At 61.7% G+C, this 25,215-nt stretch carries 23 protein-coding genes; 3 read left to right on the forward strand and 20 right to left on the reverse strand.

Going from position 1 to position 25,215, the window contains the following annotated elements:
- Window positions 1-3: 3 nt before the first annotated feature.
- From surE to rlmD, 10 genes are all read right to left on the reverse strand, one after another.
- The gene (gene surE, locus AB5Y89_RS07145; protein ID WP_104454747.1) at window positions 4-765 is read right to left on the reverse strand and encodes a 5'/3'-nucleotidase SurE; all 762 of its coding nucleotides are present in this window, start codon (window positions 763-765) and stop codon (window positions 4-6) included.
- Window positions 746-1,804 (reverse strand): tRNA pseudouridine(13) synthase TruD, encoded by a 1,059-nt coding sequence (gene truD / locus AB5Y89_RS07150; RefSeq protein ID WP_368223381.1) that lies wholly within the window; start codon window positions 1,802-1,804, stop codon window positions 746-748. Before truD ends, surE begins: the two co-directional genes overlap by 20 nt.
- Complete coding sequence (gene ispF / locus AB5Y89_RS07155) at window positions 1,804-2,280, reverse strand: 2-C-methyl-D-erythritol 2,4-cyclodiphosphate synthase (RefSeq protein WP_368223293.1); 477 nt, start codon at window positions 2,278-2,280, stop codon at window positions 1,804-1,806. The genes truD and ispF overlap by 1 nt, the downstream gene beginning before the upstream one ends.
- A gap of 58 nt (window positions 2,281-2,338) precedes the next feature.
- Window positions 2,339-3,070: a 2-C-methyl-D-erythritol 4-phosphate cytidylyltransferase gene (gene ispD / locus AB5Y89_RS07160; RefSeq protein ID WP_048208397.1), complete on the reverse strand. Its 732-nt coding sequence runs from the start codon at window positions 3,068-3,070 to the stop codon at window positions 2,339-2,341.
- Window positions 3,063-3,380, reverse strand: a complete 318-nt coding sequence (gene ftsB, locus AB5Y89_RS07165; protein WP_010675628.1) for a cell division protein FtsB — start codon at window positions 3,378-3,380, stop codon at window positions 3,063-3,065. The genes ispD and ftsB overlap by 8 nt, the downstream gene beginning before the upstream one ends.
- Before the next feature lie 177 nt (window positions 3,381-3,557).
- Window positions 3,558-4,859: a phosphopyruvate hydratase gene (gene eno / locus AB5Y89_RS07170; RefSeq protein WP_043154803.1), complete on the reverse strand. Its 1,302-nt coding sequence runs from the start codon at window positions 4,857-4,859 to the stop codon at window positions 3,558-3,560.
- 89 nt (window positions 4,860-4,948) lie between these two features.
- Entirely contained in the window at window positions 4,949-6,586 is a 1,638-nt protein-coding gene (pyrG, locus tag AB5Y89_RS07175; RefSeq protein WP_039041042.1) for a glutamine hydrolyzing CTP synthase, read from the reverse strand.
- A gap of 141 nt (window positions 6,587-6,727) precedes the next feature.
- Window positions 6,728-7,525 carry a nucleoside triphosphate pyrophosphohydrolase gene (mazG, locus tag AB5Y89_RS07180; RefSeq protein ID WP_213320120.1) on the reverse strand — a complete coding sequence of 266 codons (798 nt, stop codon included), beginning with the start codon at window positions 7,523-7,525 and terminating at the stop codon, window positions 6,728-6,730.
- Window positions 7,526-7,696: 171 nt separating this feature from the next.
- Window positions 7,697-9,907, reverse strand: coding sequence for a GTP diphosphokinase (gene relA / locus AB5Y89_RS07185; protein WP_010675631.1), 2,211 nt, complete (start codon window positions 9,905-9,907; stop codon window positions 7,697-7,699).
- Window positions 9,908-10,256: 349 nt separating this feature from the next.
- Window positions 10,257-11,579 carry a 23S rRNA (uracil(1939)-C(5))-methyltransferase RlmD gene (gene rlmD, locus AB5Y89_RS07190; RefSeq protein ID WP_182721717.1) on the reverse strand — a complete coding sequence of 441 codons (1,323 nt, stop codon included), beginning with the start codon at window positions 11,577-11,579 and terminating at the stop codon, window positions 10,257-10,259.
- Between the two features lie 269 nt (window positions 11,580-11,848).
- Here rlmD and barA point away from each other — a divergent pair, with 269 nt between their 5' ends.
- From barA to AB5Y89_RS07205, 3 genes are all read left to right on the forward strand, one after another.
- The gene (gene barA / locus AB5Y89_RS07195) at window positions 11,849-14,569 is read left to right on the forward strand and encodes a two-component sensor histidine kinase BarA (protein WP_182976337.1); all 2,721 of its coding nucleotides are present in this window, start codon (window positions 11,849-11,851) and stop codon (window positions 14,567-14,569) included.
- 64 nt (window positions 14,570-14,633) lie between these two features.
- On the forward strand, window positions 14,634-15,119 hold the full coding sequence (locus AB5Y89_RS07200; protein ID WP_368223295.1) for a DUF1456 family protein: 486 nt from the start codon (window positions 14,634-14,636) through the stop codon (window positions 15,117-15,119).
- 32 nt (window positions 15,120-15,151) lie between these two features.
- Complete coding sequence (locus AB5Y89_RS07205; protein WP_368223297.1) at window positions 15,152-16,039, forward strand: N-acetylmuramoyl-L-alanine amidase; 888 nt, start codon at window positions 15,152-15,154, stop codon at window positions 16,037-16,039.
- 141 nt (window positions 16,040-16,180) lie between these two features.
- Here the strand turns inward: AB5Y89_RS07205 and pdxJ are convergent, their stop codons facing one another.
- The 10 genes from pdxJ to rpoE form a co-directional block, all read right to left on the reverse strand.
- Complete coding sequence (gene pdxJ / locus AB5Y89_RS07210) at window positions 16,181-16,918, reverse strand: pyridoxine 5'-phosphate synthase (RefSeq protein WP_010675636.1); 738 nt, start codon at window positions 16,916-16,918, stop codon at window positions 16,181-16,183.
- Between the two features lie 157 nt (window positions 16,919-17,075).
- Entirely contained in the window at window positions 17,076-17,786 is a 711-nt protein-coding gene (recO, locus tag AB5Y89_RS07215; RefSeq protein ID WP_039040537.1) for a DNA repair protein RecO, read from the reverse strand.
- Window positions 17,787-18,686, reverse strand: a complete 900-nt coding sequence (gene era / locus AB5Y89_RS07220) for a GTPase Era (RefSeq protein ID WP_041211854.1) — start codon at window positions 18,684-18,686, stop codon at window positions 17,787-17,789.
- Between the two features lie 61 nt (window positions 18,687-18,747).
- Window positions 18,748-19,419 carry a ribonuclease III gene (rnc, locus tag AB5Y89_RS07225; protein WP_010675639.1) on the reverse strand — a complete coding sequence of 224 codons (672 nt, stop codon included), beginning with the start codon at window positions 19,417-19,419 and terminating at the stop codon, window positions 18,748-18,750.
- Window positions 19,420-20,343, reverse strand: coding sequence for a signal peptidase I (gene lepB / locus AB5Y89_RS07230; RefSeq protein ID WP_010675640.1), 924 nt, complete (start codon window positions 20,341-20,343; stop codon window positions 19,420-19,422).
- 3 nt (window positions 20,344-20,346) lie between these two features.
- Entirely contained in the window at window positions 20,347-22,140 is a 1,794-nt protein-coding gene (lepA, locus tag AB5Y89_RS07235) for a translation elongation factor 4 (RefSeq protein WP_042016225.1), read from the reverse strand.
- A gap of 159 nt (window positions 22,141-22,299) precedes the next feature.
- Window positions 22,300-22,761, reverse strand: a complete 462-nt coding sequence (locus tag AB5Y89_RS07240; protein ID WP_213320166.1) for a SoxR reducing system RseC family protein — start codon at window positions 22,759-22,761, stop codon at window positions 22,300-22,302.
- 90 nt (window positions 22,762-22,851) lie between these two features.
- Window positions 22,852-23,832 carry a MucB/RseB C-terminal domain-containing protein gene (locus tag AB5Y89_RS07245; RefSeq protein WP_010675643.1) on the reverse strand — a complete coding sequence of 327 codons (981 nt, stop codon included), beginning with the start codon at window positions 23,830-23,832 and terminating at the stop codon, window positions 22,852-22,854.
- A 21-nt stretch (window positions 23,833-23,853) separates the two neighbouring features.
- Window positions 23,854-24,441 (reverse strand): sigma-E factor negative regulatory protein, encoded by a 588-nt coding sequence (locus AB5Y89_RS07250; protein ID WP_041211670.1) that lies wholly within the window; start codon window positions 24,439-24,441, stop codon window positions 23,854-23,856.
- Window positions 24,442-24,463: 22 nt separating this feature from the next.
- The gene (rpoE, locus tag AB5Y89_RS07255; RefSeq protein WP_010675645.1) at window positions 24,464-25,045 is read right to left on the reverse strand and encodes an RNA polymerase sigma factor RpoE; all 582 of its coding nucleotides are present in this window, start codon (window positions 25,043-25,045) and stop codon (window positions 24,464-24,466) included.
- Window positions 25,046-25,215 lie beyond the last annotated feature (170 nt).

The following is a 25,215-nucleotide window of genomic DNA, read 5'->3' on the forward strand; positions in this document are numbered from 1 at the left end:
ACGTCATCCCTGCAGATCCAGCCACGCGCCCAGGGTCGACAGACTGCCGTAGGCCGTCATGTCGATGGTCAGGGGAGTGATGGAGACATAACCCTGCTCGATGGCGGCAAAGTCCGTTCCCTCTCCCGCATCCTGCTGGTTGCCGGGGGGGCCAATCCAGTAGACGGGCTGACCACGGGGATCCTCGGTGCGGATCACCGACTCCGCCCGGTGGCGATTGCCAAGACGCGTCACCCTGATCCCCTTGATCTGCTCGAGCGGCAGGTCCGGCACATTCACGTTGAGGATCTGATCCGCAGGCAACGGATGCACCATCAGCCCCCGCACCAGCTTGGCGGCGTAGTGGGCCGCACTGGCGAAATGAGTCTTGCCCACCAGCGATACGGCGATGGAGGGGAAACCAAGATGACGCCCTTCCGTCGCGGCCGCCACCGTCCCCGAGTAGATGACGTCATCCCCCAGGTTGGCCCCGTGATTGATACCGGCCACCACCATGTCGGGCTCAGGGCGCAGCAGTTCGTTGACCGCCAGATGAACGCAGTCGGTCGGCGTCCCCTTGACCGCATAACTCTTGATGCCGTGAAAACTGGACGCATCGAGGCGGGTGACCCGCAGCGGAACTTCCAGCGTCAGGGAGTGGCTGGCACCGCTGCGGTTGCGATCCGGTGCCACCACCACGACCTCGCCACAGGCACGCAACGCCTCGCTGAGGGCGCGAATGCCCTCGGCGTGTACCCCATCGTCATTACTGACCAGAATTCGCATCGGTTGAGTTCCTGAAACCGTGATCGGCCTCTTCGGCCAGCATTAACTCTCGTACCACGCTGGTGGCAAAGGCACCGGCCGGCAGGAAGAATGACAGGATCAGCACCTCGTCCTCCCGTTGCCAGCTCATCTGCTCCGGCTTGAGCAGCAGCGGGCGCCTGTCCTGATCCAGCCCGGCTTTCTCCAGTCCTTCGCACCAGTCACCATAAGGAGCCAGCACTTCTTGCTCGAACTCGGCAGCCGCGCCCTGGCTCGCCAGACGGCCACGGCCCCACTGGGGAGCGGTCAGCTGCACGTCTCCGGAGGCAAGGCGAGCCTCCAACTCGGGAGTCACGCTCTCTTCGCTGAAGATGGAGTGGCTGCCCTTGAGCATCACGCAGTCGCCTACCAGCAGCTGATGGGCCAGTCCCTGCTCGATGCGGGCGCTGACGATGGCATTGAACAGCATGCTGCGAGCGGCGGATAGATAGAGGGAGCGCTTGTTGCGATCCTTGATCCGTTTGCCGGCGAACATCGCCTTGGCGGCCTCCAGGTTGTTGCCACCTCGGCCGAAACGCTGCTCGCCGTAGTAGTTGGGCACCCCCTGGGTTGCTATCGCCTGCAAACGGGATTCCAGCCCGTCGGCCTGCTCCAGCCCGGTGAGACGCAGGGTGAAGTGGTTGCCCTTGAGATAGCCGACCCGCAGCTTCTTGTTGTGGCGCTTCACCTCAAGGATCCGGATGTTGTCGTTCTCGATGACCGAGAGATCCGGCTCGCCCTTGCCCGGCAGATGGATGCCGAACCACTGTTCGGTCACCGCATGGCGATCTTTCAGACCAGCCCAGGTCACTGCATTGCGGGCAACCCCGGCCGCATCGGCCAGCAGGCCAGCCACCCAGGCAGTATTCTCGCCGGTTTTGCGTACCCGGACGAAGATGTGTTCACCCTCGCCGCAAGGTTCGAACCCGAGATCTTCATTGACCACGAAGTCGGCGGCCTCGGCCTTGAGGATGCCGCGAGCAGTGGGCGTCCCGTGCAGATAGGCAAGTTGTTCAAGCATCATTGTTTCACCAGCAAGACGACGGCTTCGGTGGCGATCCCTTCCTTGCGCCCCGTGAATCCGAGTTGTTCGGTGGTGGTCGCCTTGACGTTCACCCGGTTCAAATCACATTGCAGATCCGCGGCCAGCACGGCGCACATGGCGTCGATATGGGGGGCCATCTTGGGGGCCTGGGCGATGATGGTCACATCCAGGTTGCCGATGGCATAACCTGCGAGCTGCACGCGGGCAAAGACATCCCGCAGCAGGATGCGGCTGTCGATGCCCTTGAATTCGGCGGCGGTATCGGGGAAGTGGCGGCCGATGTCGCCAGCGCCGATGGCCCCCAGCAGGGCATCGCTCACCGCATGCAGCACCACGTCACCATCGGAGTGGGCCATCAGGCCCTGTTCATAGGGCACTGCCACCCCGCCCAGCATGCAGGGACCGACCCCGCCAAACTTGTGAACATCAAAACCATGTCCGATCCGCATCATGCCTACGCCCTCCTCAATACACGGAAATCTGTCTCATCAAAACCATGTCCGGTGCGGATCATGCCTGCTCCTCTGGGGATGAATCGGGTCGTGCCGACCGGCACGCACGTTGTTGCTGTAAATAGAGCCCGGCCAGGGAGAGATCTTCCGGCCGGGTCACCTTGATGTTATCGGCCCGCCCTTCCACCATGCGCACGGGGAAACCGGCGCGTTCCATGGCGGAGGCTTCATCGGTGATGGCGGCGCCGAGCGCCAGCCCCTCCTCCAGCGCCCGCTTGAGGGGGCGGACCAAAAACATCTGGGGCGTCAGGGCATGCCAGAGCTGCTCGCGATCCACGGTGGCGAGGATATTGCCGGCCGCATCGGTGCGCTTCATGGTATCGCGCACCCGGCTGCCGAGGATGGCACCGCCAGAGGCCATGGCGGCAGCAATGAGCGCATCGAGATCCTCGTGGGTCAGACAGGGCCGGGCGGCGTCATGCACCAGTGCCCACTCCCCTTCTGCCACGTGCAACGCATTGAGCACCGAGAAGGCGCGCTCGCTTCCCCCTTCCACTCGCAGCACCCGCGGATCGGTTGCCACGGTCAGGGTCTCAAACCAGCGGTCGTGGGGCGCCAGCGCCACGATCACACGGGCGATGGCGGGATGGGAGAGCAGACGCTCCAGGGTGTGCTCCAGAATGCATTTCCCTGCCAGGGAAAGGTACTGCTTGGGGCAACTGGCCCCCATGCGACTGCCAATACCGGCAGCCGGGACGATGGCGGTCAGGCCGCTCAGGCTATCAGTCATCGTAGGGGGCACCATCAGGCTCCGTCACCTGATCCTTTTCTTTGGGAATGATTCGGTAGAAGGTCTCGCCCTGCTTGATGTAGCCAAGATCGTTGCGCGACAACTCCTCGATGGCCTCAAGGCCAGAGGTAAGATCGTCGATTTCCCGGTAAATCAGGCTGTTGCGGTCCTTGAGTACCAGGTTGTCCTGTTGCTGCCGCTCGATGGCGGTGGAGAGTTCCCGATAGTCGGAGAGGCCGTTTTTCCCCAGCCAGAGGTCATATTGCAGCCCTCCCAACAGGAGGAGCAGGATAAGAGTGAGTAGCCGCATGCACTGAGTCTCCTTCAAGCGGCCTAGTTTCCCATATTCGCAGGCAAGACAAAAGAAAGCCTGTGTGCCGGATGGGTTGGTCGGAATAAAAAATGCAGGTCGCACACGCCCATAAGCGCAGAACGAAAAAGCCCCGCCAGATGGCGGGGCTTTGTGAAGCATGAACGCAGGCGAAAATTAAGCCTGGTTCTTCACTTCTTTCAGACCACGGAACGGAGCCTTGGCACCCAGGGCTTCTTCGATACGGATCAGCTGGTTGTACTTGGCAACACGGTCAGAACGGCTCATGGAACCGGTCTTGATCTGGCCAGCAGCGGTACCCACAGCCAGGTCGGCGATGGTCGCGTCTTCGGTCTCACCGGAGCGGTGGGAGATGACGGCAGTGTAGCCAGCGTCTTTGGCCATCTTGATGGCAGCCAGAGTTTCGGTCAGGGAACCGATCTGGTTGAACTTGATCAGGATGGAGTTGGCGATGCCGTTGTCGATACCGCGCTTCAGGATCTTGGTGTTGGTTACGAACAGGTCGTCACCCACGATCTGGATTTTCTTGCCCAGTTCGGCGGTCTGGTAGGCGAAGCCTTCCCAGTCGGATTCGTCCAGGCCATCTTCGATGGAGACGATCGGGAACTTGGTGGTCAGGTCAGCCAGGAAGTCGGAGAAACCGTTGGAGGTGAAGATACGACCTTCGCCCTTCAGGTTGTACTCTTTCTTCTCTGCGTCGTAGAACTCGGACGCAGCACAGTCCATGGCCAGGGTGATGTCGGTGCCCAGTTTGTAACCGGCAGCGGCAACGGCTTCAGCGATCACTTCCAGCGCTTCGGCGTTGGATTTCAGGTTCGGAGCGAAACCACCTTCGTCACCGACGGCAGTGTTGTAGCCCTTGGACTTCAGCACTTTGGCCAGGTTGTGGAACACTTCTGCGCCCATGCGAACGGCTTCTTTCAGGGTCTTGGCGCCAACCGGCTGGATCATGAACTCCTGGATGTCGACGTTGTTGTCGGCGTGCTCACCACCGTTGATGATGTTCATCATGGGCAGCGGCATGGAGTAGACACCCGGGGTGCCATTCAGCTCGGCGATGTGGGCGTACAGCGGCATGCCTTTGGCAGCAGCGGCAGCTTTGGCGTTGGCCAGGGAAACAGCCAGGATGGCGTTGGCGCCGAACTTGGATTTGTTCTCGGTACCGTCGAGGTCGATCATGATCTGGTCGACAGTGGCCTGGTCCTTGGCATCTTTACCCAGCAGAGCCTGAGCGATCGGGCCGTTGACGGCTTCGATGGCTTTCAGCACGCCTTTACCCAGGAAACGGCTCTTGTCGCCGTCACGCAGTTCCAGCGCTTCGCGGGAACCGGTGGACGCGCCAGACGGAGCGGCTGCCATACCAACAAAACCACCTTCCAGGTGAACTTCGGCCTCAACGGTCGGGTTACCACGGGAGTCGATGATTTCACGACCGATCACTTTAACGATCTTGGACATGTGTATTTCCTCAGGTTTCGTAAAAAAACAACAAAAATATGCCAAAAAAAGCGGCTGTGGCACAGAGCCCCAACCGCATTTATTTTCAATTACTTCAAATTACGCTTCTGATACTCGCCCGCCGCCTTCACAAAACCGGCGAACAGGGCGTGGCCATCACGGGGAGTCGAGGTGAACTCCGGGTGGAACTGCGCGGCCACGAACCAGGGGTGATCCGGGATCTCGATGATTTCCACCAGCTTCTTGTCGGCGGAGAGACCGGTCACCTTCAGACCTGCCGCTTCAATCTGCGGCAGCAGCTTGTTGTTCACTTCATAACGGTGACGGTGGCGCTCGTAAATGGTCGGGCTGCCGTACATCTGACGCACCTTGGAGTCTTCCACCAGGTGGCAGAGCTGGGAGCCCAGACGCATGGTACCGCCCAGATCGGACTTCTCGGTCCGGGTCTCGACGTTGCCTTCGTCATCCACCCACTCGGTGATGAGACCGACCACGGGGTACGGGCTGTCTTTCTTGAACTCGGAGGAGTGAGCCCCTTCCATGCCCGCCACGTTGCGGGCGTATTCGATCAAGGCAACCTGCATGCCCAGGCAGATACCGAGGTAGGGGATCTTATTCTCGCGGGCATATTTGGCGGCCAGGATTTTGCCTTCCACACCGCGCTCGCCGAAGCCACCCGGCACCAGGATCGCATCCAGACCTTCCAGCAGCTCGGCGCCACGGGTCTCGATGTCCTGGGAGTCGATGTACTTGATGTTGACGGAGAGACGGGTCTTCAGGCCACCGTGCTTGAGCGCTTCGTTGACGGACTTGTAGGCATCCGGCAGGGAGACATACTTGCCCACCATACCGATGGTGACTTCGGCAGTCGGGTTGGCCTCTTCATAGATGACCTGTTCCCACTCGGCCAGGTCGGCTTCTTTGCACTCGATGCCGAAGCGCTCGGTGATGTAGCCGTCCAGACCCTGGGATTTCAGCAGCGCCGGGATCTTGTAGATGGAGTCGACATCCTTCATGGAGATGACGGCGCGCTCGGGCACGTTGCAGAACAGGGCTATCTTGGCACGCTCGTTGGCCGGAATGGCGCGGTCGGAGCGGCAGATCAGCACATCCGGCTGGATACCGATGGAGAGCAGCTCCTTCACGGAGTGCTGGGTCGGCTTGGTCTTCACCTCGCCGGCGGCGGCCAGGTAAGGAACCAGGGTCAGGTGCATGAACATGGCATTGTTGCGACCCACGATGGCCGCCAGCTGACGAATGGCTTCAAGGAACGGCAGGGACTCGATGTCGCCCACGGTACCGCCCACTTCGACGATGGCAACCTGATGGCCTTCGGCACCGGCAATCACCCGCTCCTTGATGGCGTTGGTGATGTGCGGGATCACCTGGATGGTGGCGCCCAGATAGTCACCACGACGCTCTTTGCGCAGCACGTCGGCATAGATGCGGCCGGTGGTGAAGTTGTTGCGGCGGGTCATCTTGGTGCGGATGAAACGCTCGTAGTGGCCCAAATCCAGATCGGTTTCGGCCCCGTCCTCGGTTACGAACACTTCACCATGCTGGGTCGGGCTCATGGTGCCCGGATCCACGTTGATGTACGGGTCCAGTTTCATGATGGTCACATCCAGACCACGGGCTTCCAGAATGGCTGCCAGAGAAGCTGCGGCAATGCCTTTGCCGAGGGATGAAACAACGCCACCAGTCACAAAAATATATTTGGTCGTCATGCTGAACCTGAAAGAAGTTTAGGGAATTTTAAGGGGTGCTTCGGGGATGAAGCAGGACGGGGAAACAGTATACCAAAACCCCCACTCCCAAACAATGAACAAAAATCTATCAGGCTCCCCGCCGCCCCGTCTTGCGCCAAATCAACTTTGCTCGGTTTCCTTGGCCTTGTTCCAGGCCTCGTCCAGCTTCTCCAGGGAGCAATCCGTCATTTTCAGACCTTCTGCGGCAATAAAGTGTTCAACCTGACGAAAACGACGCTCAAACTTGGTGTTGGCAGCCCGCAGCACCTGCTCGGGATCCTTGCCCAGATGGCGCACCAGGTTGACGGTGGCAAACAAGAGATCGCCGAGCTCGTCGCTCACCCGAGTCTCGTCCACGTCTACCATCAGCGCCTCTTCCATCACCTCCTCGATCTCCTCGTGGATCTTGTCCACCACGGGCCCCAGGGTCTTCCAGTCAAAACCGACGGTGGCGCAGCGCTTCTGGATCTTGGCTGCCCGGGTCAGGGCAGGCAGGGAGAGGGGGATATCGTCCAGCACGCTCTCCTTGTCGAGCGCCGCACGCTCTTTCGCCTTTTCCGCCTCCCAGTTCGCTTTGACCGCCTGCTCGTCACCGAGATCGGCATCGGAGAAAACATGGGGGTGGCGGCGAATGAGCTTCTCGCTCACGGTATCGACGATGTCGGCAAAGTCGAACAACCCCTGCTCCTTGCCGAGCTGGGCATAGAACACGACCTGGAACAGCAGATCACCGAGTTCCCCCTTCAGCCCTTGCCAATCTTCGCTCTCGATGGCATCCGCCACCTCGTAGGCCTCCTCCAGGGTGTGCGGCACTATGGTCTGGAAGCTCTGCTTGAGATCCCAGGGGCAGCCCCCGTTCGGGTCACGCAATCTGGCCATGATGTCGAGCAGTTGGGGAAGGTCGTAGCGTTGGGACATGGGCAACTCACTTTCGATTCGGTAAATGGGGTTCATGAATATCCGCTCACGCCACTGTTCCAGATGATATGGAGCCATGGCGGACGGAGATGGGGCGCATGATATCCGTCTTCAATGCTCTACAAGGAGGGAGAAAATGCAGACCGGCCACTGGGGCCGGTCGGTTGAGCATTACAGCCGCTTGGCGCTGATCACGTCGTTGAGCTGACTGAGCTTGGCCAACGCTCGGTTGAAGGCGTTGATGTTGTAAATCTCCAGCTCCATGTCTATTTCGGCGGTCTGCTCGCGCACGTTGGAGCGCGAACGCACTCCCATCACGTTGATCTTCTCGTTGGCGAGCACGGTGGTGATGTCGCGCAGCAGGCCGGACCTGTCGTTGGAGAGAATGCGGATGGTGAGACCGTAACCGCCGGAGTAGTTCTCCCCCCAGACCGCATCGATCAAGCGCTCCGGGTTGCGACGCGACAGCTCCTTGAGCTGCTCGCAATCCTCCCGGTGGATGGAAACCCCCCGTCCCATGGTGATGAAGCCCTGGATGGCGTCCCCCGGGATGGGCTGGCAGCAGCGGGCGATGTGAGTCATCAGGTTGCCCACCCCTTCCACCACGATGTGATCCTTGGGTTTGGGGCGGAAGGGCACATTGGCCTTCTGCTCCAGCTTCTCCAGCAGACGGCGATCTTCTTCTTCCGCCGTCGGCTTGTTGTAGCGGGTGTCCAGATAATTGAGCAGCTGGTTGATGCGGATGTCGCCGCTGCCGATACCGGCCAGCAAATCTTCCAGCTCCTCCGCATGGAAGCGCTCCAGCACTACCTTGTCCACCTTGGAGAGGGTGAGGTTGTGTCTGTCCAGCTCTTTCTCCAGCAGCTCCTTGCCGGCGGCGATGTTCTTGTCCCGGTCCAGCTTTCTGAACCAGGTGGCCACCTTGGCCCGCGCCCGGCTGGAGCGCAGGAAGCCGGCGTTCGGGTTCATCCAGTCGCGACTCGGGTTCGGCTCCTTCTGGGTGATCACCTCCACCTGATCACCGGTTTGCAGCGTATAGGTGAAGGGCACGATACGACCGTCGATCTTGGTGCCGATGCAGCGGTGACCGATCATGCTGTGCACGTGATAGGCGAAGTCGAGCGGCGTCGCCCCTGCCGGCAGGTCGATGACATCGCCCTTGGGAGTGAAGACATAAACCCTGTCCTCGAACACCTGACTGCGCAGATCGTCCAGCAAGGAGCCGCTCTCCGAGAGATCCTCCTGCCAGGCGAGGAGTTTGCGCAGCCATTCGATCTTGTCTTCGAAGGTGCTGGTCTTGGCAGCGGCCTGTGCCCCTTCCTTGTAGCGCCAGTGCGCGGCCACACCGAGCTCCGCATCCTGATGCATCTGCTCGGTACGGATCTGGATCTCCACTGTCTTGCCCTCCTCCCCCACCACCACGGTGTGGATGGACTGGTAGCCATTGGGCTTGGGGTTGGCGACATAGTCGTCAAATTCGCGGGGAATATGGTGGAAATGGGTGTGAACGATACCGAGCGCCGCGTAGCAATCCTGCAGCCGCTTGGTGATCACCCGCACCGCGCGCACATCGAACAGCTCGTTGAATTCGAGGTGCTTCTTCTGCATCTTGCGCCAGATGCTGTAGATGTGCTTCGGTCGGCCATAGACCTCGGCCTCGACGCCGGCCTCGGCCAGGGCATCGCGCAGGGACTGCACGAATTCGCGGATGTAGCGCTCGCGGTCGAGCCGTTTCTCGTCCAGTTGCTTGGCGATCTGCTTGTAGGTGTCCGGGTGCAGGTAGCGGAAGGCGAGATCCTCGAGCTCCCACTTGAGCTGACCGATACCGAGGCGGTTCGCAAGGGGAGCATAGATGTTGGTGATCTCCTGGGCCATCAGCACCCGGGTCTCCTCATCCGCTTTCTTCGCCTCACGCAGGCAGGCAATGCGCTCCGCCAGCTTGATGACCACGGCGCGCACGTCCTCGACCATGGCGAGCAGCATGCGGCGCACGTTGTCCACCTGCTCCGGCGAGGTTTCGCTGCGGTGAAGGGTTTGCAGGGAGCGAATGGCCTCCATCTCCAGCACCCCTTCCACCAGCTTGGCGATCTTGGGGCCGAAGTCCTCGTTCACCTTTTCCTGGCTGATGAGACCCGCTTCGACGAAGGGATAGAGAATGGCGGCCTTGAGGGTGGCGAGATCCATGCTGAGCATCAGCAGGATGCCCACCATCTCGACCCCGCGCACCAGCAGGCGGTTGGTGAGCGCTTCGTCACCCAAGGTCAGGCAATACTGGTAGACGGTTCGCAACTGATTCTTGTCACTTTCACTCAGGGTAAGGGAACTGACCCACTCATCCAGAGTGAAATTGTCTTTCAAATGAATATCGCGCACCGCAACCATGGTATCAATCCTTAAAAGTGTGGGGTCGAAAGCCGATGCTCTCCTCATCCCCTCATCAACTGATGACTGCCTCAAATGGGGATGCATGAAAGAGTTTTCAAGGCATGTCACCGCGCAAGGTGACAGGGCTCTTCCCCGCATCCGATCCACTATCGACGACCTAGATTACCCTAATCACTCCCGCTCAAACAGCGCTGCCGCCGCTGGAAAACCAAGATAACCGCATTCTGCCCTGCCCGTTGAAGGCAGCGAAAAACACCTGTTTTACCTCACTCTGGCAGCATCATGCACGTCGAAAAATCATCACGACCGCATCTTGATTCACCCAGAATAATGCGGTCGCCTCGACTCAGCCCCGTTCGAACAGCGCCATGGACTCCAGATGACCGGTGTGGGGGAACATGTCCAGCATCCCCAGACGGGTCAGCTTGTAGCCCCCCTGCACCAGCACCTGACTGTCACGGGCCAGGGTGACCGGGTTACAGGAAACATAGACCACCCGTTTGGGGGAAAGTGCCACCACGTGGCTCATCACCTCCAGCGCCCCGGGTCTGGCCGGATCCAGCAGTACCAGATCGAACCCTTCCCGGGCCCAGGACATGCCCACGATGTCGCCGCTCAAGTCCGCCTTGTAGAAGCGGGCGTTGTCGATACCGTTGCGGCGGGCATTCTCCTGTGCACGCGTCACCATGGCGAACTCCCCTTCCACCCCCACCACTTCGCGGGCCTGACGGGCCAGCGGCAGGGTGAAGTTGCCGATGCCGCAGAAGAGGTCCAGCACCTTGTCATCCTTGCCTGCGTCGAGCCAGCTCAATGCCTGCTCCACCATGCGCTGGTTGACGGGCCCGTTGACCTGGATGAAGTCGCCAGGAGCGAATGCAAGAGACAGGCCATCCAGCGTGTAACTTGGCTGAGACTGTTGACGCAGAGGTTCGATCTGCTCGTCCGCCGCCTGCAGATAGAGGTCTATCCCCTGGGCGGTGGCAAACTCGGTCAAGTGAGCCCGATCCGCCTCGGTGGGGCGACCGGTGTGGCGCAGCAGCATCAGAATGCCCTGCTCCCCCTGAATGAGTTCCGCATGGCCCAGTTCGCGCTGGCTCTTCAGCCGGTTGAGGCATTCGCGCAGAGGGGCGATAAGGGCGGAGAGGGGCTCGGCCAGCACAGGACAGCCGGCAATCTCTACCAGATCGTTCGACTGGCGACGACGAAAGCCCACCCGGGTACAGCGACCGTTCTTGTCAAACTTGATGGCCAGACGGCAGACCCGGCGGTAGGCGCGGGACTCCCCCGTCAGCGCAGGTGCCAGCGTAGGCGCCTGGATGTTGCCAAGGCGCTCGAACAGGCTGACCAGTCCCGCCTCCTTGGCCGCCAGTTGATCTCCCTCTCCCAGGTGCTGGGCACTGCAACCGCCACACTCGCGATAGTGGTCGCAGAAGGGGGCTACCCGGTTGGCCGCCGGCGTCACCACCTGTTGCAGGGAGGCGTGGGCATAGTGCTTCTTGTCGTCGATGATGCGGGCCTTGATGGCCTCGCCGGGCAGCGCCCCTTCGACGAAGATGGCCTTGCCCTGATGACGGCCGATACCGACACAGTGGTGATCCAGACTGTCTACCGTAAATTCAATACGTTGGGGCTGGGTGGATTTCTTTTGGGGCTTGAAAAACTGGGCCATAAAACTTGGTGCCTATAGGTGGCTATGTCATGATTGTGGAATCTGCGGCAGACCATTGTCCCACAAGAATAATCGTATGACCAAATACGGCCTGAGGGCCCCAGCCGTGGCATCCGCCCCATCGTCCATTCTGACCAAAAGTGGCCCATTGATATGACCGGATACGGCCTGAGACCCCGTACAGCGACAGTGACTGTATTGCCTGCCCGACCCCGGTGCCTGCATGCGCCCCGGGTCATGGCTTCTCTTGCGAAAGGCGGGTCGGCGGCATGACCAAGTACGGTCTCAGGGCCCGGGTGCTGGCCTTCACCATCTTGCCGACCCTCATCATCGGCGGCCTCATCGCCGGCTATTTCACCTTCCACCGCTATCAGCAGCTGGAAAACAACCTCATCGATCAGGGCATCAACATCATCGAGCCCCTGGCCATCGCCAGCGAATACGGCATGACACAGCACAGCCGCGAATCCCTCAAGCGGCTGATCGGGCTCACCCATCGCAAAAACTCGCCCTTCATCAAGTCCATCGCCGTCTTCACCCAGGAGAACCAGCTGTTCGTGACGTCCAACTACCACAGGGACTTCAGCCAGCTTCGTCTGCCGGACGGCAGCGTCATCCCGGCCCTGACCAGCGTCTCCGTCAACGGCGATGACATCATACTGCGCACCCCCATCCAGGCAGAGACCAGCCTGGACGGCTTCCCGCTGCCAAGCGACCTGGAGCCGCCGGTCATTGGCTACATCTCCATGCAACTCGCCACGGATAGGGCCATCGTCCTGCAGTACCGCGACGCCTTCTTCGCGGTCATCATCGTGCTCATCGGGCTGGCCATCAGCGCCCTGTTCGGCTTCCGTCTGGTCAAGAGCGTGACCCAGCCCATCACCGACATGGTGCAGGCGGTGCACCGGATCAGGGAGGGGCGACTCGATACCCGTGTCAGCGGCCAGCTCACCGGCGAGCTGGACATGCTCAAGAACGGCATCAACGCCATGGCCAAGGCGCTCTCCGAATATCACGAGGAGATGCAGCAGAACATCGATCAGGCGACGTCGGATCTGCGGGAGACCCTCGAGCAGATCGAGATCCAGAACGTCGAGCTCGACATGGCGAAGAAGCGCGCCCAGGAGGCGGCCAGGGTCAAGTCCGAGTTCCTCGCCAACATGTCCCACGAGCTGCGCACCCCGCTCAACGGGGTCATCGGCTTCACCCGCCAACTGCTCAAGACCAGCCTGACCCCGAGCCAGACCGACTACATGCAGACCATCGAGAAGTCGGCGCGCAACCTCCTTGGGATCATCAACGACATCCTCGACTTCTCCAAGCTGGAGGCGGGCAAGCTGCAGCTCGAGCACATCCCCTTCAGCCTGCGGGACACCCTCAACGAGACCATGCACCTGCTGGGGCCGAGCGCCCACGACAAGCAGCTCGAACTCTCCCTCCAGGTGGATGCCGCCGTGCCGGACTACCTCACCGGCGACCCCATGCGCCTGCAGCAGGTGCTCACCAACCTCACCGGCAACGCCATCAAGTTCACCGAGCGTGGCAACGTGGACGTGCGTGTCGAGCAGACCGGGGAATCCAGCGGCAACAAGGTGCGCCTGCGGGTGCTGATTCGCGATACCGGCATCGGCATCTCGGAAGAGCAGCAACGCCAGTTGTTCCAGGCCTTCAACCAGGCAGACTCCTCCATCTCCCGCCGCTATGGGGGCACCGGGCTCGGGCTCGTTATCACCCAGAAGCTGGTGCAGCAGATGGGGGGCCAGATCCGCTTCGAATCCGAACTCGGCAAGGGGTCGGTCTTCTCGTTCCACCTGGATCTGGATGTCTCGCCCCTGCCCCAGAGCGAGCGGCTTCCGCTGGATCGCATCCAGGGCAAGCGGGTCTGGCTGCTGGAGCCGGATCCCTTCACTCACGCCTCCCTGCTCGCCCTGCTGGGAGAGTGGCACCTGGATGTGCACTCCCTGACGGTGGACGAGGAGTGGCCCCCGATGAGCAGCCAGGACATGGTGCTCATCGGCAGCAGCACCCTGCACAGCCCGCAGCAGGTGATTGCCCGTCTCGACGGACTGGACGGCCAGCAGAACACCATAGTGCTGCTCAGCAGCCACGAGCCGGCCCTCTACGACGCCATGCTGGCCCACGGCGCCGTCCACTGCCTCTCCAAGCCCATCAACCATCGCAAGTTGCTGCACGCCCTGCTCTCCCCCGAGGCGGTACGCCGTGCCCCCCTGCCCGCGCCGACGCCGCGCAGCGTGCAGGCGGTCAAGGTGCTGGCGGTGGATGACAACGCCGCCAACCTCAAGCTCATCGCCGCCATGCTCAAGGAGATGGTGACCGAGGTGGTGGTGTGCAAGAACGGCAAGGAGGCGGTCAACCTGGCCCAGAGCCAGCCGTTCGACATCATCTTCATGGATATCCAGATGCCCGTCATGGACGGCATCAGCGCCACCCAGGCGATCCGCCACCACTCCCTCAACACCGAGACCCCCATCGTCGCGGTCACCGCCCATGCCATTCCCGGTGAGCGGGAGCGCCTCATTCGCCAGGGCATGGACGACTACCTGGCCAAGCCCATCGACGAGGGGATGCTGGCGCAGCTCATCACCGACTTCGCTCACCGGCGGCACCAGAATCACGGGGATCAGCAGATAGACTGGCCCCTCGCCGTGCGTCAGGCCGCCGGCAAGCCGGCCCTCGCCCGGGAGATGCTGACCATGCTGCTGGCCAGCTTCGACGAGGTGGAGCCCATCCTGGCGGCGGCGCTGGAAGGGAGTGCCGACGATGCAGACGTGCTGGCCCAGCTCCACCGCCTCAACGGTGGCTGCGCCTACTCCGGGGTGCCGGGTCTGCAACGCCTGCTCTCCCAGCTCGAGCAGCAGCTGCGCGACGGGGTCGCCGTGAGCGATCTGGAACCCGAATTGCTGGAGCTGCAGGATGCCCTGGAGCAGGTGAGGCAGGAGGCCCCCCGCTACCTGGCCCTGACCGACTGAGGCGCTTTTTCTGACTGGACAGGCGGCAGGTGGTAACATCTGCGCCGTTTCCACAGGAGTCAACATGACCAACAACGATATTCTGCGCCGCCTGCGCTATGCCCTCAGCATCAGTAACGACCAGATGGTCGAGATCTTTGCCAAGGGCAATCTGGCCATCACCCATGCCCAGTTGCACGGCTGGCTGATGAAAGAGGCCGAAGAGGGCGAGGTACAGGAAGCGGGCTTCGCCGCCTGCCCGGACTCGGCACTGAGCCAGTTCCTCGACGGCTTCATCGCCCTGCGCCGCGGTGTGCGGGAAGATGCCCCGCCCCAGGTGATCCCGAACCGGATCAACAACAACCTGATCCTGCGCAAGCTGCGCATCGGCCTCAACTACAAGGAAGAGGAGATGCTGGGCACCCTCAAGCTCGCGAACTTCAACCTCTCCAAGTCCGAGCTGAGCGCCCTGTTCCGCGCCAGGGATCACAAGCACTATCAGGATTGCGGGGATCAGATCCTGCGCAACTTCCTGATTGGCCTCACCGCCAAATACAGGCCCGGGCCCTGATGACCGCCTCCGGCCAGGTGCGAGGCTAGACCATGGGCTGGCGCCGCCTGCTGGCTCCACGCCCGACGAGCGGCGGCGCGTGCCGGTTCGCGGCGCGCTGGCGCTGGTCACTGCCCCTCATCCTGCTGCTCGGCGCCTGCCAGCCTGCGCCCTATCGTCTCAATCAGGAGCATCAGAGCGCCAGCCAGAACGAACGCATCGCCTTTCTCATCCTGCACTACACGGATGAAGAGGATGCCCGCTCCCTGCGCCTGCTGACCGAACCGGAGCACAAGGTGAGCGCCCACTACCTGATCCCCCGCGACACCGACGAGCAACCGTTCCCGGTCTACCAGCTGGTGCCCGACAGCCAGCGGGCCTGGCACGCCGGACGCAGTCGCTGGCATCACTACGCCGGGCTCAACGCCAGTTCGCTCGGCATCGAGATAGTGAATCTCGGGTATGACGAGAAAGACGCGGCCCTGCCCGCCCATCTGAGACACTGGCAACCCTATCCTCCTGCCCAGACCGCCGCCCTCGGCGCACTCGCCCGGGATCTGGTCGAACGCTACCAGATACCCCCCACCCAGGTGCTGGCCCACAGCGATGTCGCCCCCGAGCGCAAGCAGGATCCCGGCCCCCGGTTCCCCTGGCGCGAGCTCGCCCTGCGCTACGGTGTCGGCGCCTGGCCCGACGAGGCCCGGGTGGCCGAGCTGCGCCAGACGCAGCTCATCCCCTGGGATGCGCTGCAATGGCAGCAGCAGCTTGCCCGTTACGGCTACGGCCTACCCCAGCACGGCGCCTGGGATGAGCAGAGCCGCGCCGTCCTGCGCGCCTTCCAGCTTCACTTTCGCCCCGCCCTGGTCACCGGCGAGCCGGATGCCGAGTGCCAGGCCATCCTCACCGCCCTGCTGGAGCGCTACTTCCCGGAACCAGGCTGAGACGCCCCTTCCCTTTCGCCCTCTGCACACGGATGCCCGGCCCCATGCCAGATGAACACGGGGTTCACCCCGCCTTCCATTCCTGAAAACCACAAGGGACGCCGAAGCGTCCCTTGTGGTTGCGATACCTGCGAAGCGGCATCAGATCCCCTGACGGGCTTCCTGCATCAGCGCACGCATGTCGCTGACCGCCTTGGCCAGACCGTCGAAGGCGGCGCGGCCGATGATGGCGTGACCGATGTTGAGCTCATAGAGCTCGGGGATGGCGGCGATAGCCTTGACGTTGTGGTAGTGCAGACCGTGGCCCGCATTGACCTTCAAGCCCTTGCCAGCGGCGTAGGAAGCACCGGCGGCGATGCGCTTGAACTCGGCGTTGCGCTCGGCATCCGTGGTGGCATCGGCGTAGCGGCCGGTGTGGATCTCGATGAAGGGAGCACCGCTCGCGGCGGCCGCATCGATCTGCAGCGGATCCGCATCGATAAAGAGCGACACCTGGGCGCCCACGGCGGCCAGGCGGGTCACCGCATCGGTCACCTTGTCCAGCTGGCCCGCCACGTCCAGACCACCCTCGGTGGTCACCTCGGTGCGCTTCTCCGGCACCAGGCAGACGAAGTGGGGCTTGATGCGGCAGGCGATGCCGATCATCTCCTCGGTCACCGCCATCTCCAGGTTCATCCTGGTCTGGATGGTCTGGCGCAGGATCTCCACGTCCCGGTCGGTGATGTGGCGGCGATCTTCCCGCAGGTGGACCGTGATGCCATCGGCACCGGCCTGCTCGGCCACGAAGGCGGCCTGTACCGGATCCGGATACTGGGTGCCGCGGGCGTTGCGCAGGGTGGCGATATGGTCGATGTTCACACCCAGGTAGATCTCGCTCATTGCTTACTCCTTGATACAGGTCATCTGTGAATGCCGGAGCGGGTGGAGCCCGCTCCTCTGTCCATGTGCCGCCGCAGGCCGGTTCTGGTCGCGGCGACAGCATTATTGTTCATGAAAGGCGATGTCATAAACACAAAACATCACCAGATAATAAAAATCAGCTTGAAACACTGCCTTTTCGCTTCAAAAAGAGCTCCCTGCTCTTCAGTTGACGCTTGCCGAGATAGGGCTGCAGCGCCAGTCGGCTGAAACGCTTGGCCGCCTGCAGCAAGGGAGGCGTGTCAAAACGCCCCTCGGCGAAGGCCAGCAGGTGGGCGCCGAGGAACAGGGTACGGGGATCCGGCGCCCGCTCGCAAGCGACAAAGCCGAGCTCCCGCTCGAAGCCGTAGAGCAGGGTGGGGTCGATGGGGGAGTCGTCGTCCGCGGCATATTCGAAGTCCACCGCGTAGCCCAGGGCCTGCAGCAGCAGGAACTCGAAGCGGCGCAGGGGCAGCTCCGGGGTCTCTCCGTCCGCCAGTGCCATGATGGCACGGGCATAGGCGTCGAACACCTCGGGGAAGGGGGTGTGCGCTTCCAGCAGGTAGTAGACCAGCTCGTTGAGATAGAGGCCGTAGAAGAGACGATCCCCGCCGAGGCGCAACGAGTGATCCGGGCACTCCACCTGGGTGAGGTTCTTGAGATCCCCCTTGCCGCGCCAGGCAATGGTGAGCAGGGTGAAGGGCTGAAGCAGCCCCTTCAGAGAGGAGCGTGGCCCGCGGGAACCGCGAGCCACCAGGGTGAATCGACCGCTATCCTGGGTGAAGACCTCGACCAGCTGGCTGGTCTCCCGATAGGGCCGACTATGGATGACGAAAGCCGGGGTCAGCAATCAGTCGTCGCCATACCCGAGGCTGCGCAGGGCCCGCTCGTCGTCGGCCCAGCCGGACTTGACCTTGACCCACAGCTCGAGATGCACCTTGTTCTGGAACAGCCGTTCCATGTCGATGCGCGCCTCTGTGCCGATGGTCTTGATCTTCTCGCCCTTGTTGCCGATGACCATCTTTTTCTGGCCTTCGCGCTCCACCAGGATGAGCCCGTGGATGTGGTAGAGACCGGTCTCCTCCACCTTGAAGCGCTCGATCTCCACCGTCACCGAATAGGGCAGCTCCTCGCCGGTGAAGCGCATCAGCTTCTCGCGGATGATCTCGGAGGCCATGAAGCGGGAAGAGCGGTCGGTCACGTAATCTTCCGGGAAGAAGTGGACGTTCTCCGGCAGCAGATCCTTGGCCCACTCGCGGATCTTCTCCACGTTGGTGCCCTTCTCGGCGCTGATGGGCAGGATGTGGGCAAAGTTCATCTGCTGACCCAGCCACTCGAGGTGCGGCAGCAGATCCTCTTTCTCCTTGACGTTGTCGATCTTGTTGACCGCCAGCACCACGGGGCACTTGAGGTGGCGCAGCTTGCCCAGCACCATCTCGTCATCCTTGGTCCAGTGAGTGCCGTCCACCACGAACACCACCATGGCCACGTCCCCCAGGGAACTGGTGGCGGCGCGGTTCATCAGACGGTTGATGGCCCGCTTCTCCTCGATGTGCAGACCCGGGGTATCCACATAGATGGTCTGATGGTTCTCCTCGGTGTCGATCCCCAGGATCCGGTGACGGGTAGTCTGGGGCTTCTTCGAGGTGATGCTGACCTTCTGGCCGAGCAACTTGTTGAGCAGGGTGGACTTGCCCACGTTGGGGCGGCCCACGATGGCGACAAAGCCGCAATAGGTGGTATCTGTCATGACCGCGTTCCCAATGCTGATGGAGTGAAAAGAGCGCACAGTGCCGGATCCGTCATGGTGCTCATGACAGCCGTTCCAGTGCTTGCTGCGCCGCGGCCTGTTCGGCCTTGCGGCGGCTGGAGCCGATCCCGACCAGCGGGCCATCCAGGCCATCCACTTCGCACTGGACGGTGAACTCCTGGTTGTGGGCCTCGCCCTTGACGTTGGTCACCGTGTAGGTCGGCAGGGATTTGCGGCTGCCCTGCAGGATCTCTTGCAGACGGGTCTTGGGATCCTTCTGTTCGATCCCGGGCTTGATCTCGCCAAGGCGGCTGGCATACCAGCCGAGCAGGAGGCTGCGCACCCGCTCCAGATCCGTGTCCAGATAGATGGCGCCAATCACCGCCTCGACGGTGTCGGCCAGGATGGACTCGCGGCGAAAGCCGCCGCTTTTCAGCTCCCCCGGCCCCAGGATAAGGTGATCCCCGAGGTCGAATTCCCGGCCCAGCTCGGCCAGCGTCTTCTCGCGCACCAGGGTGGCGCGCATCCGGCTGAGATCCCCTTCCGCCGCCTGCGGGAAGCGGTGGAAGAGGTCATCGGCAATCACCAGACTCAGGATGGAGTCCCCCAGAAATTCCAGGCGCTCGTTGTGACGGGACCCTGCGCTGCGATGGGTCAGTGCCCGGGTCAGCAGCTCAGGATCCTGAAAGACATGCCCGAGACGGGACTGCAGTCTGTTCATCTTGATATTCATTTACTTGATTCCGCCAATGCGGTTGAAGCGCACACCGGTCGGCACCCAGCTCGGCAAGCTGGACCCTTCCTCGCGCTCGAATTCGAAACTGATCCAGATGGCGACCGCCTTGCCCACCAGGTTCTGCTCGGGCACGAAACCCCAGAAACGGCTGTCGGTGCTGTTGTCGCGGTTGTCACCCATCACGAAATAGTGGCCTTCCGGCACCACCCACTCGTCGGGGTAGGTGCCTGGCTGGCGATAGTAGCGGTCCACCAGGTCCGGCATCAGCGGGTTGCGCAAGGTCTCGTGGGAGACATCGCCCAGCTGTTCGGTGTAGCGATCCAGCGGGATCCCCATCTGGCTGAACTCGCCGCGCTGCTCGAACTTGACGTCCAGCTTCTGGAAGCCGGGGCACGTTTTCCCTTCCTGCTCATCGCACTTGGGCCGGATCATCAGCTCCTTGTTGCGATAGATGACCCGATCGCCGGGCATGCCGACCACCCGCTTGATGTAGTCCACCCGGGTATCCAGCGGATACTTGAAGACCACCACATCACCGCGCTTCGGCTCACCGGTCTCGAGGAACTTGGTGTTGGTCACCGGGTCCTTGAGGCCGTAGGCAAACTTCTCCACCAGGATGAAGTCGCCCACCAGCAGGGTCGGCATCATGGAGCCGGACGGGATCTGGAACGGCTCGAAGATGAAGGAGCGCAGGATCAGCACCAGCGCGATCACCGGGAAAACCCCGCCGGTCTGTTCGATCCAGACCGGCATGGGGGCCACCTTGGCCAGTGTCTTCTCGTCCACATCCGGACCGGCATTGGCACGGGCGGCGGCAATCTTGGCCGCCCGCTGCTTGGCCCAGACCAGCTTGTCGAGCGTCCAGATAATGCCGGTCAGCAGGGTGACGACGACGAGGATCAGGGAAAAGGTGCTTGCCATCGATTAATCCTTTCCGACGTGGAGAATGGCGAGGAAGGCCTCTTGCGGCACGTCCACACGGCCCAGAGACTTCATCCGCTTCTTGCCTTCTTTCTGCTTGTTCAACAGCTTCTTCTTCCGGCTCACGTCACCACCGTAGCACTTGGCGGTGACGTCTTTACGCAATGCCTTGACGGTGCTGCGGGCGATGATCTGGTTGCCGATGGCGGCCTGGATGGCGATGTCGAACATCTGGCGCGGGATCAGCTCGCGCATCTTCTCCACCACCTGGCGACCGCGATACTGGGCGTTCTCCTTGTGGGTGATGATGGCCAGGGCGTCGACCCGCTCGCCGTTGATCATGATGTCCAGACGGACCATGTCGGAGGTTTCGAAACGCTTGAAGCCGTAGTCAAGGGAGGCGTAGCCGCGACTGGTGGACTTCAGACGGTCGAAGAAGTCGAGCACCACTTCCGCCATCGGGATCTCGTAGGTCAGCGCCACCTGCTTGCCGTGGTAGACCATGTTGGTCTGTACGCCGCGCTTCTCGATGCAGAGGGTGATGACGTTGCCCATGTACTCCTGCGGCAGCAGGATGTGGCACTCGGCGATGGGCTCGCGCATCTCCTTGATGTTGTTGATGGCGGGCATCTGGGCCGGGCTGTCGATGTGGATGGTGGAGCCATCGTTCAGCTCGATCTCGTAGACCACGGTCGGCGCGGTGGTGATGAGATCCAGATCGTATTCACGCTCCAGACGCTCCTGGATGATCTCCATGTGCAGCATCCCGAGGAAGCCGCAGCGGAAGCCGAAGCCCAGCGCCGTGGAGCTCTCCGGTTCGTAGAACAGGGAGGCATCGTTGAGGGAGAGCTTCTCCAGCGCATCGCGGAAGGACTCGTAGTCATCGCTGGAGATGGGGAACAGGCCCGCATAGACCTGGGGCTTCACCTTCTTGAAGCCGGCCAGCGCCTTCTCGGCACCGTGCTTGGCCAGGGTCAGGGTATCCCCCACCGGCGCACCGTGGATGTCCTTGATGCCGCAGACGACCCAACCTACCTCGCCACAACCCAGGCCGTCGGTGTCCACCTGCTTCGGCGTGAAGATACCGATGCGATCCACACCCCACACCTGACCGGTGCTCATCACCTTGATCTTGTCGTTCTTCTTCAGGGAACCGTTCTTGATCCGCACGAGCGACACGACCCCGAGGTAGGAGTCGAACCAGGAGTCGATGATCAGCGCCTGCAGCGGCGCCTCCGGATCCCCTTCCGGGGACGGGATCTTGGCGACGATCTCTTCCAGCACCAGATCGACACCGAGGCCGGTCTTGGCGGAGCAGCGCACCGCGTCCACCGCGTCGATGCCGACGATGTCCTCGATCTCCTCGGCAACCCGCTCGGGCTCTGCGGCCGGCAGGTCAATCTTGTTCAGCACCGGCACCACTTCCAGCTCCATTTCCATGGCGGTGTAGCAGTTGGCCAGAGTCTGTGCCTCAACCCCCTGACCGGCATCCACCACCAGCAGTGCCCCTTCACAGGCAGCCAGGGAGCGAGAAACCTCGTAGGAGAAATCCACGTGGCCCGGGGTGTCGATAAAGTTCAGCTGATAGGTGTTACCGTCTTGTGCCTGGTAGTTCAGGGTCACACTCTGTGCCTTGATGGTAATGCCGCGCTCGCGCTCCAGATCCATGGAGTCCAGCACCTGGGCCTGCATCTCGCGATCGGACAGGCCGCCGCAAGTCTGGATCAGACGGTCCGACAGGGTCGACTTACCGTGGTCGATGTGCGCAATAATCGAAAAGTTACGAATGTGTTTCATCGAGCAAGAATCACTCAAAATTAAGTTAGGGTCGGATATGAGGGCAGGATTTTACTGGATAACCCGGTCGACGGCCAATCTTTAGTCGGCGGGCCCCACAAATAGCGCCTTGTCTGGCGGGCGTTGGGCACCTGGATGCCCTCCGCCAGACCAGGCCCCTCAAGAGAGATGACGGGTATTGAGCACCACCCCGAGCATGCGGGGACCGTATTCCCCCTGTTCGAGCCGGTCAGAAAAGTAACGAACCAGTAAAAATCCGATGGCGCCGCCCAGCAGACAGCAGAGGATGGTCACCCCCTCTCCCGCCGACAAGAGCGGCACCAGCCAGAGCTGGCCGAGCAGGGCGCCCAGCAGCAGACAGAAGAGCGGCAGCACGTACACCAGAGCCGCACCGCGCAGGATGCTGGCCTGAGGGATGCCCAGGCGGATCTGCTGGCCCACCGCCACATCGCAGGTGAGGGCGACCCGCAGCCGCTGCGCCTTCATGGGAAAGGCCTTGGCGACGGTGCCGGTCCCGCAGCTGGATTGTTGGTGGCAACCGCTGCAGGCGGATCGCCGCTCGCACTCCACCCAGGCGTGATTGCCGTCGATGGCCACTACTGTGGCCAGCTCTTCACTCATGTTACTCACCTGATGACTCCTCACAGGGGGCGGTGGATGCTCCGGATCTCAACACGGCGGCACCCTCAGGGCAAGTCTCACGGCAAAGACTCACTGCACCGCCTCGTTGCGGGCCAGGGGCTGCACTGCCTCGGCGATGCGCTTGGCGGTTTCGGCGGGCACCTCGCCCACCACGGTGATCTCCACCCCGACCTCGTTGACGAAACTCACCAGCGAGGTAGCCCCCTGGCGAATCAACTGCTGGCGCACCGCCTGCTTGGGATCGACCCGGGAGACGTAGACGGAGAGATCCACCAGCCCGTCGGAGAGCATCATGTAATCCACCGGCAGACTGGTGCTGACCAGCTGATGCCGATCCTGAGAGAGCACCTTGAAGCCATCGGGCAACCAGGTCAGGTGCCAGTTGAGGGTCTGCTGGGGAGCGGGATAGGCATCTTCCAGCGCCAGCGCATCCGGCAGCTTGCTGCGTGCCAGGGTCACCAGCCAGGGGGCCGGCGCAGATTGCCTGTCCAGATCCACCCCCAGCACCTGCTCCACCAGATTGCCCTCTCGATCCACCATGTCCACCCGCAGCAGCAGATGGCTCTGTTCGTCAATCCAGAGCACGAAGCCGTACTTGTCCGCCTCCTTGGGCACCAGCCGTACCACTTGTGCCACCAGGCCGGCCACCCGACTGCGGCCCGCCAGCACGGGGTCATAGCTCTCCATCACCCGGGGCAGCGGCATCCTCACCAGGCTCGACCAGACCCCGGGGAAACGCGCCCCCTTGAGGGTGTAGGGTTCATGGGTGTTTTCGAAGAAGGTGTATTCGTTCTGGCGTTGCAGGAACTCCACGGCCTTGCCGTCGAGATAGCTCAAGTGAGCCACCTCCTTGCCATCGATGATCCCGTGGCTGAAACGGATAGGCTCGAGGCGCCCCTGGCGGGCCTTGACCATGGACAATTCGAAGTTTTGTTGCGAAACGGCACTCTGCATCTGCTGCAACAAGGCCTCGGCCGACAGATCGTCGGCCGAGGCCTTGGCACAAATCAACAGGAGAGAGGCCAGCAGGATACGGCTGGACTGGCGCACGATCTGATCCCTAAAAATGCGTTATTCCTGAATCTGCTTGTCTTGCAGCAGACGCTGTTGCAGTTGATGGTCGCGCAGGAAGGCATTGATGCGCTCGCGCTGCTCCTGCATCTGCTGCTCGCTCAGACCTTGCTGACGCACACCGGTCCGGCTGCCATCCTGGGGATAGTGCACGCTCACCGGCGCAGCACTGCCACCCACGGGTATGGTATTGAGCACCGGACTGGTCGGAACACCATCCTTGCCCTGGTACTGCTGCACGCCGAAGATGACGGCGGCAGCCACGGAGGCGGCAATGGCATACTGCCCCACTTGCTGGCCAAAGCGGCGAACGAAGGGGATCACCTTGCCGGCGGGCTGCACCTGGGGCGCAGCAGGCTGTGCCGGCTTGGGCGCCAGTATGGCGGGTTCATCCTCCAGCGCCAGCATGATGCTGTCGCTGAGATCCAGTTGCAGATTGACCGGCAGGTCACCCCGCATGGCATCACCGATCAGATGGTAACGCGACCAGGTATCCTGCAGAGCGGGATCCGTTCCCAGCTCGTTCAGTACCTCGATTTCGCTAAGGTCGCCATCCATCAGGGCTGAAAGTTGCTCTTTATTTGCCATAAGTTTGCCTGTCTTTCCCCAGTTAATGCTCGATCAGAGGTTGCAGCTTTTTATCGATTGCTTCCCTCGCCCGGAAGATGCGGGATCTCACCGTACCCACCGGACAATCCATGATCTCCGCAATCTCCTCGTAGCTCAGCCCTTCCATTTCACGAAGGGTGATCGCCGTTCTCAAATCTTCTGGCAAGGCTTCTATGGCGGTAAACACGGTACGCTTGATCTCGTCGGTCAGCGCCAGGTTTTCCGGGGTGGCCACCTCTTGCAGGGCTTCACCACCACCATAATATTCAGCCTCGTCCGCTTCGACATCACTGCTGGGCGGTCTACGCCCCTGTGACGTCAGGTAGTTTTTGGCCGTGTTGACGGCGATCCGGTACAACCAGGTGTAAAACGCGCTCTCGCCACGGAATGTCGGCAACGCACGGTAGGCCTTGATGAATGCCTCCTGCGCCACATCCGGTACATCGCCCGGATTGTTGACATACCTGGCCACCAGGTTGACCACCTTGTGCTGGTACTTGCGTACCAACAGGTTGAATGCATTTTTATCGCCACGCTGGACCCGTTCAACCAGCTGTTCGTCCAGTAGATTCTGGTCGCTCATCAGAGCCGTAAAACCCCCATCAGGTTATCGTTTTTCTTTTCCGGCCCCTTCTAAGCGCACAAGTTCAGACAGGAGGAATCAGGGAAAGTTCGCTTGCATTGAAAAAAATGTGATGCGGGCTGCATCACAACCCCCCTTGGGCTACCATGGGGCCAGTTCTTAATCCAGGC

The organism is Aeromonas sp. s4, assembly GCF_040907855.1.
Lineage (GTDB): Bacteria > Pseudomonadota > Gammaproteobacteria > Enterobacterales > Aeromonadaceae > Aeromonas > Aeromonas caviae.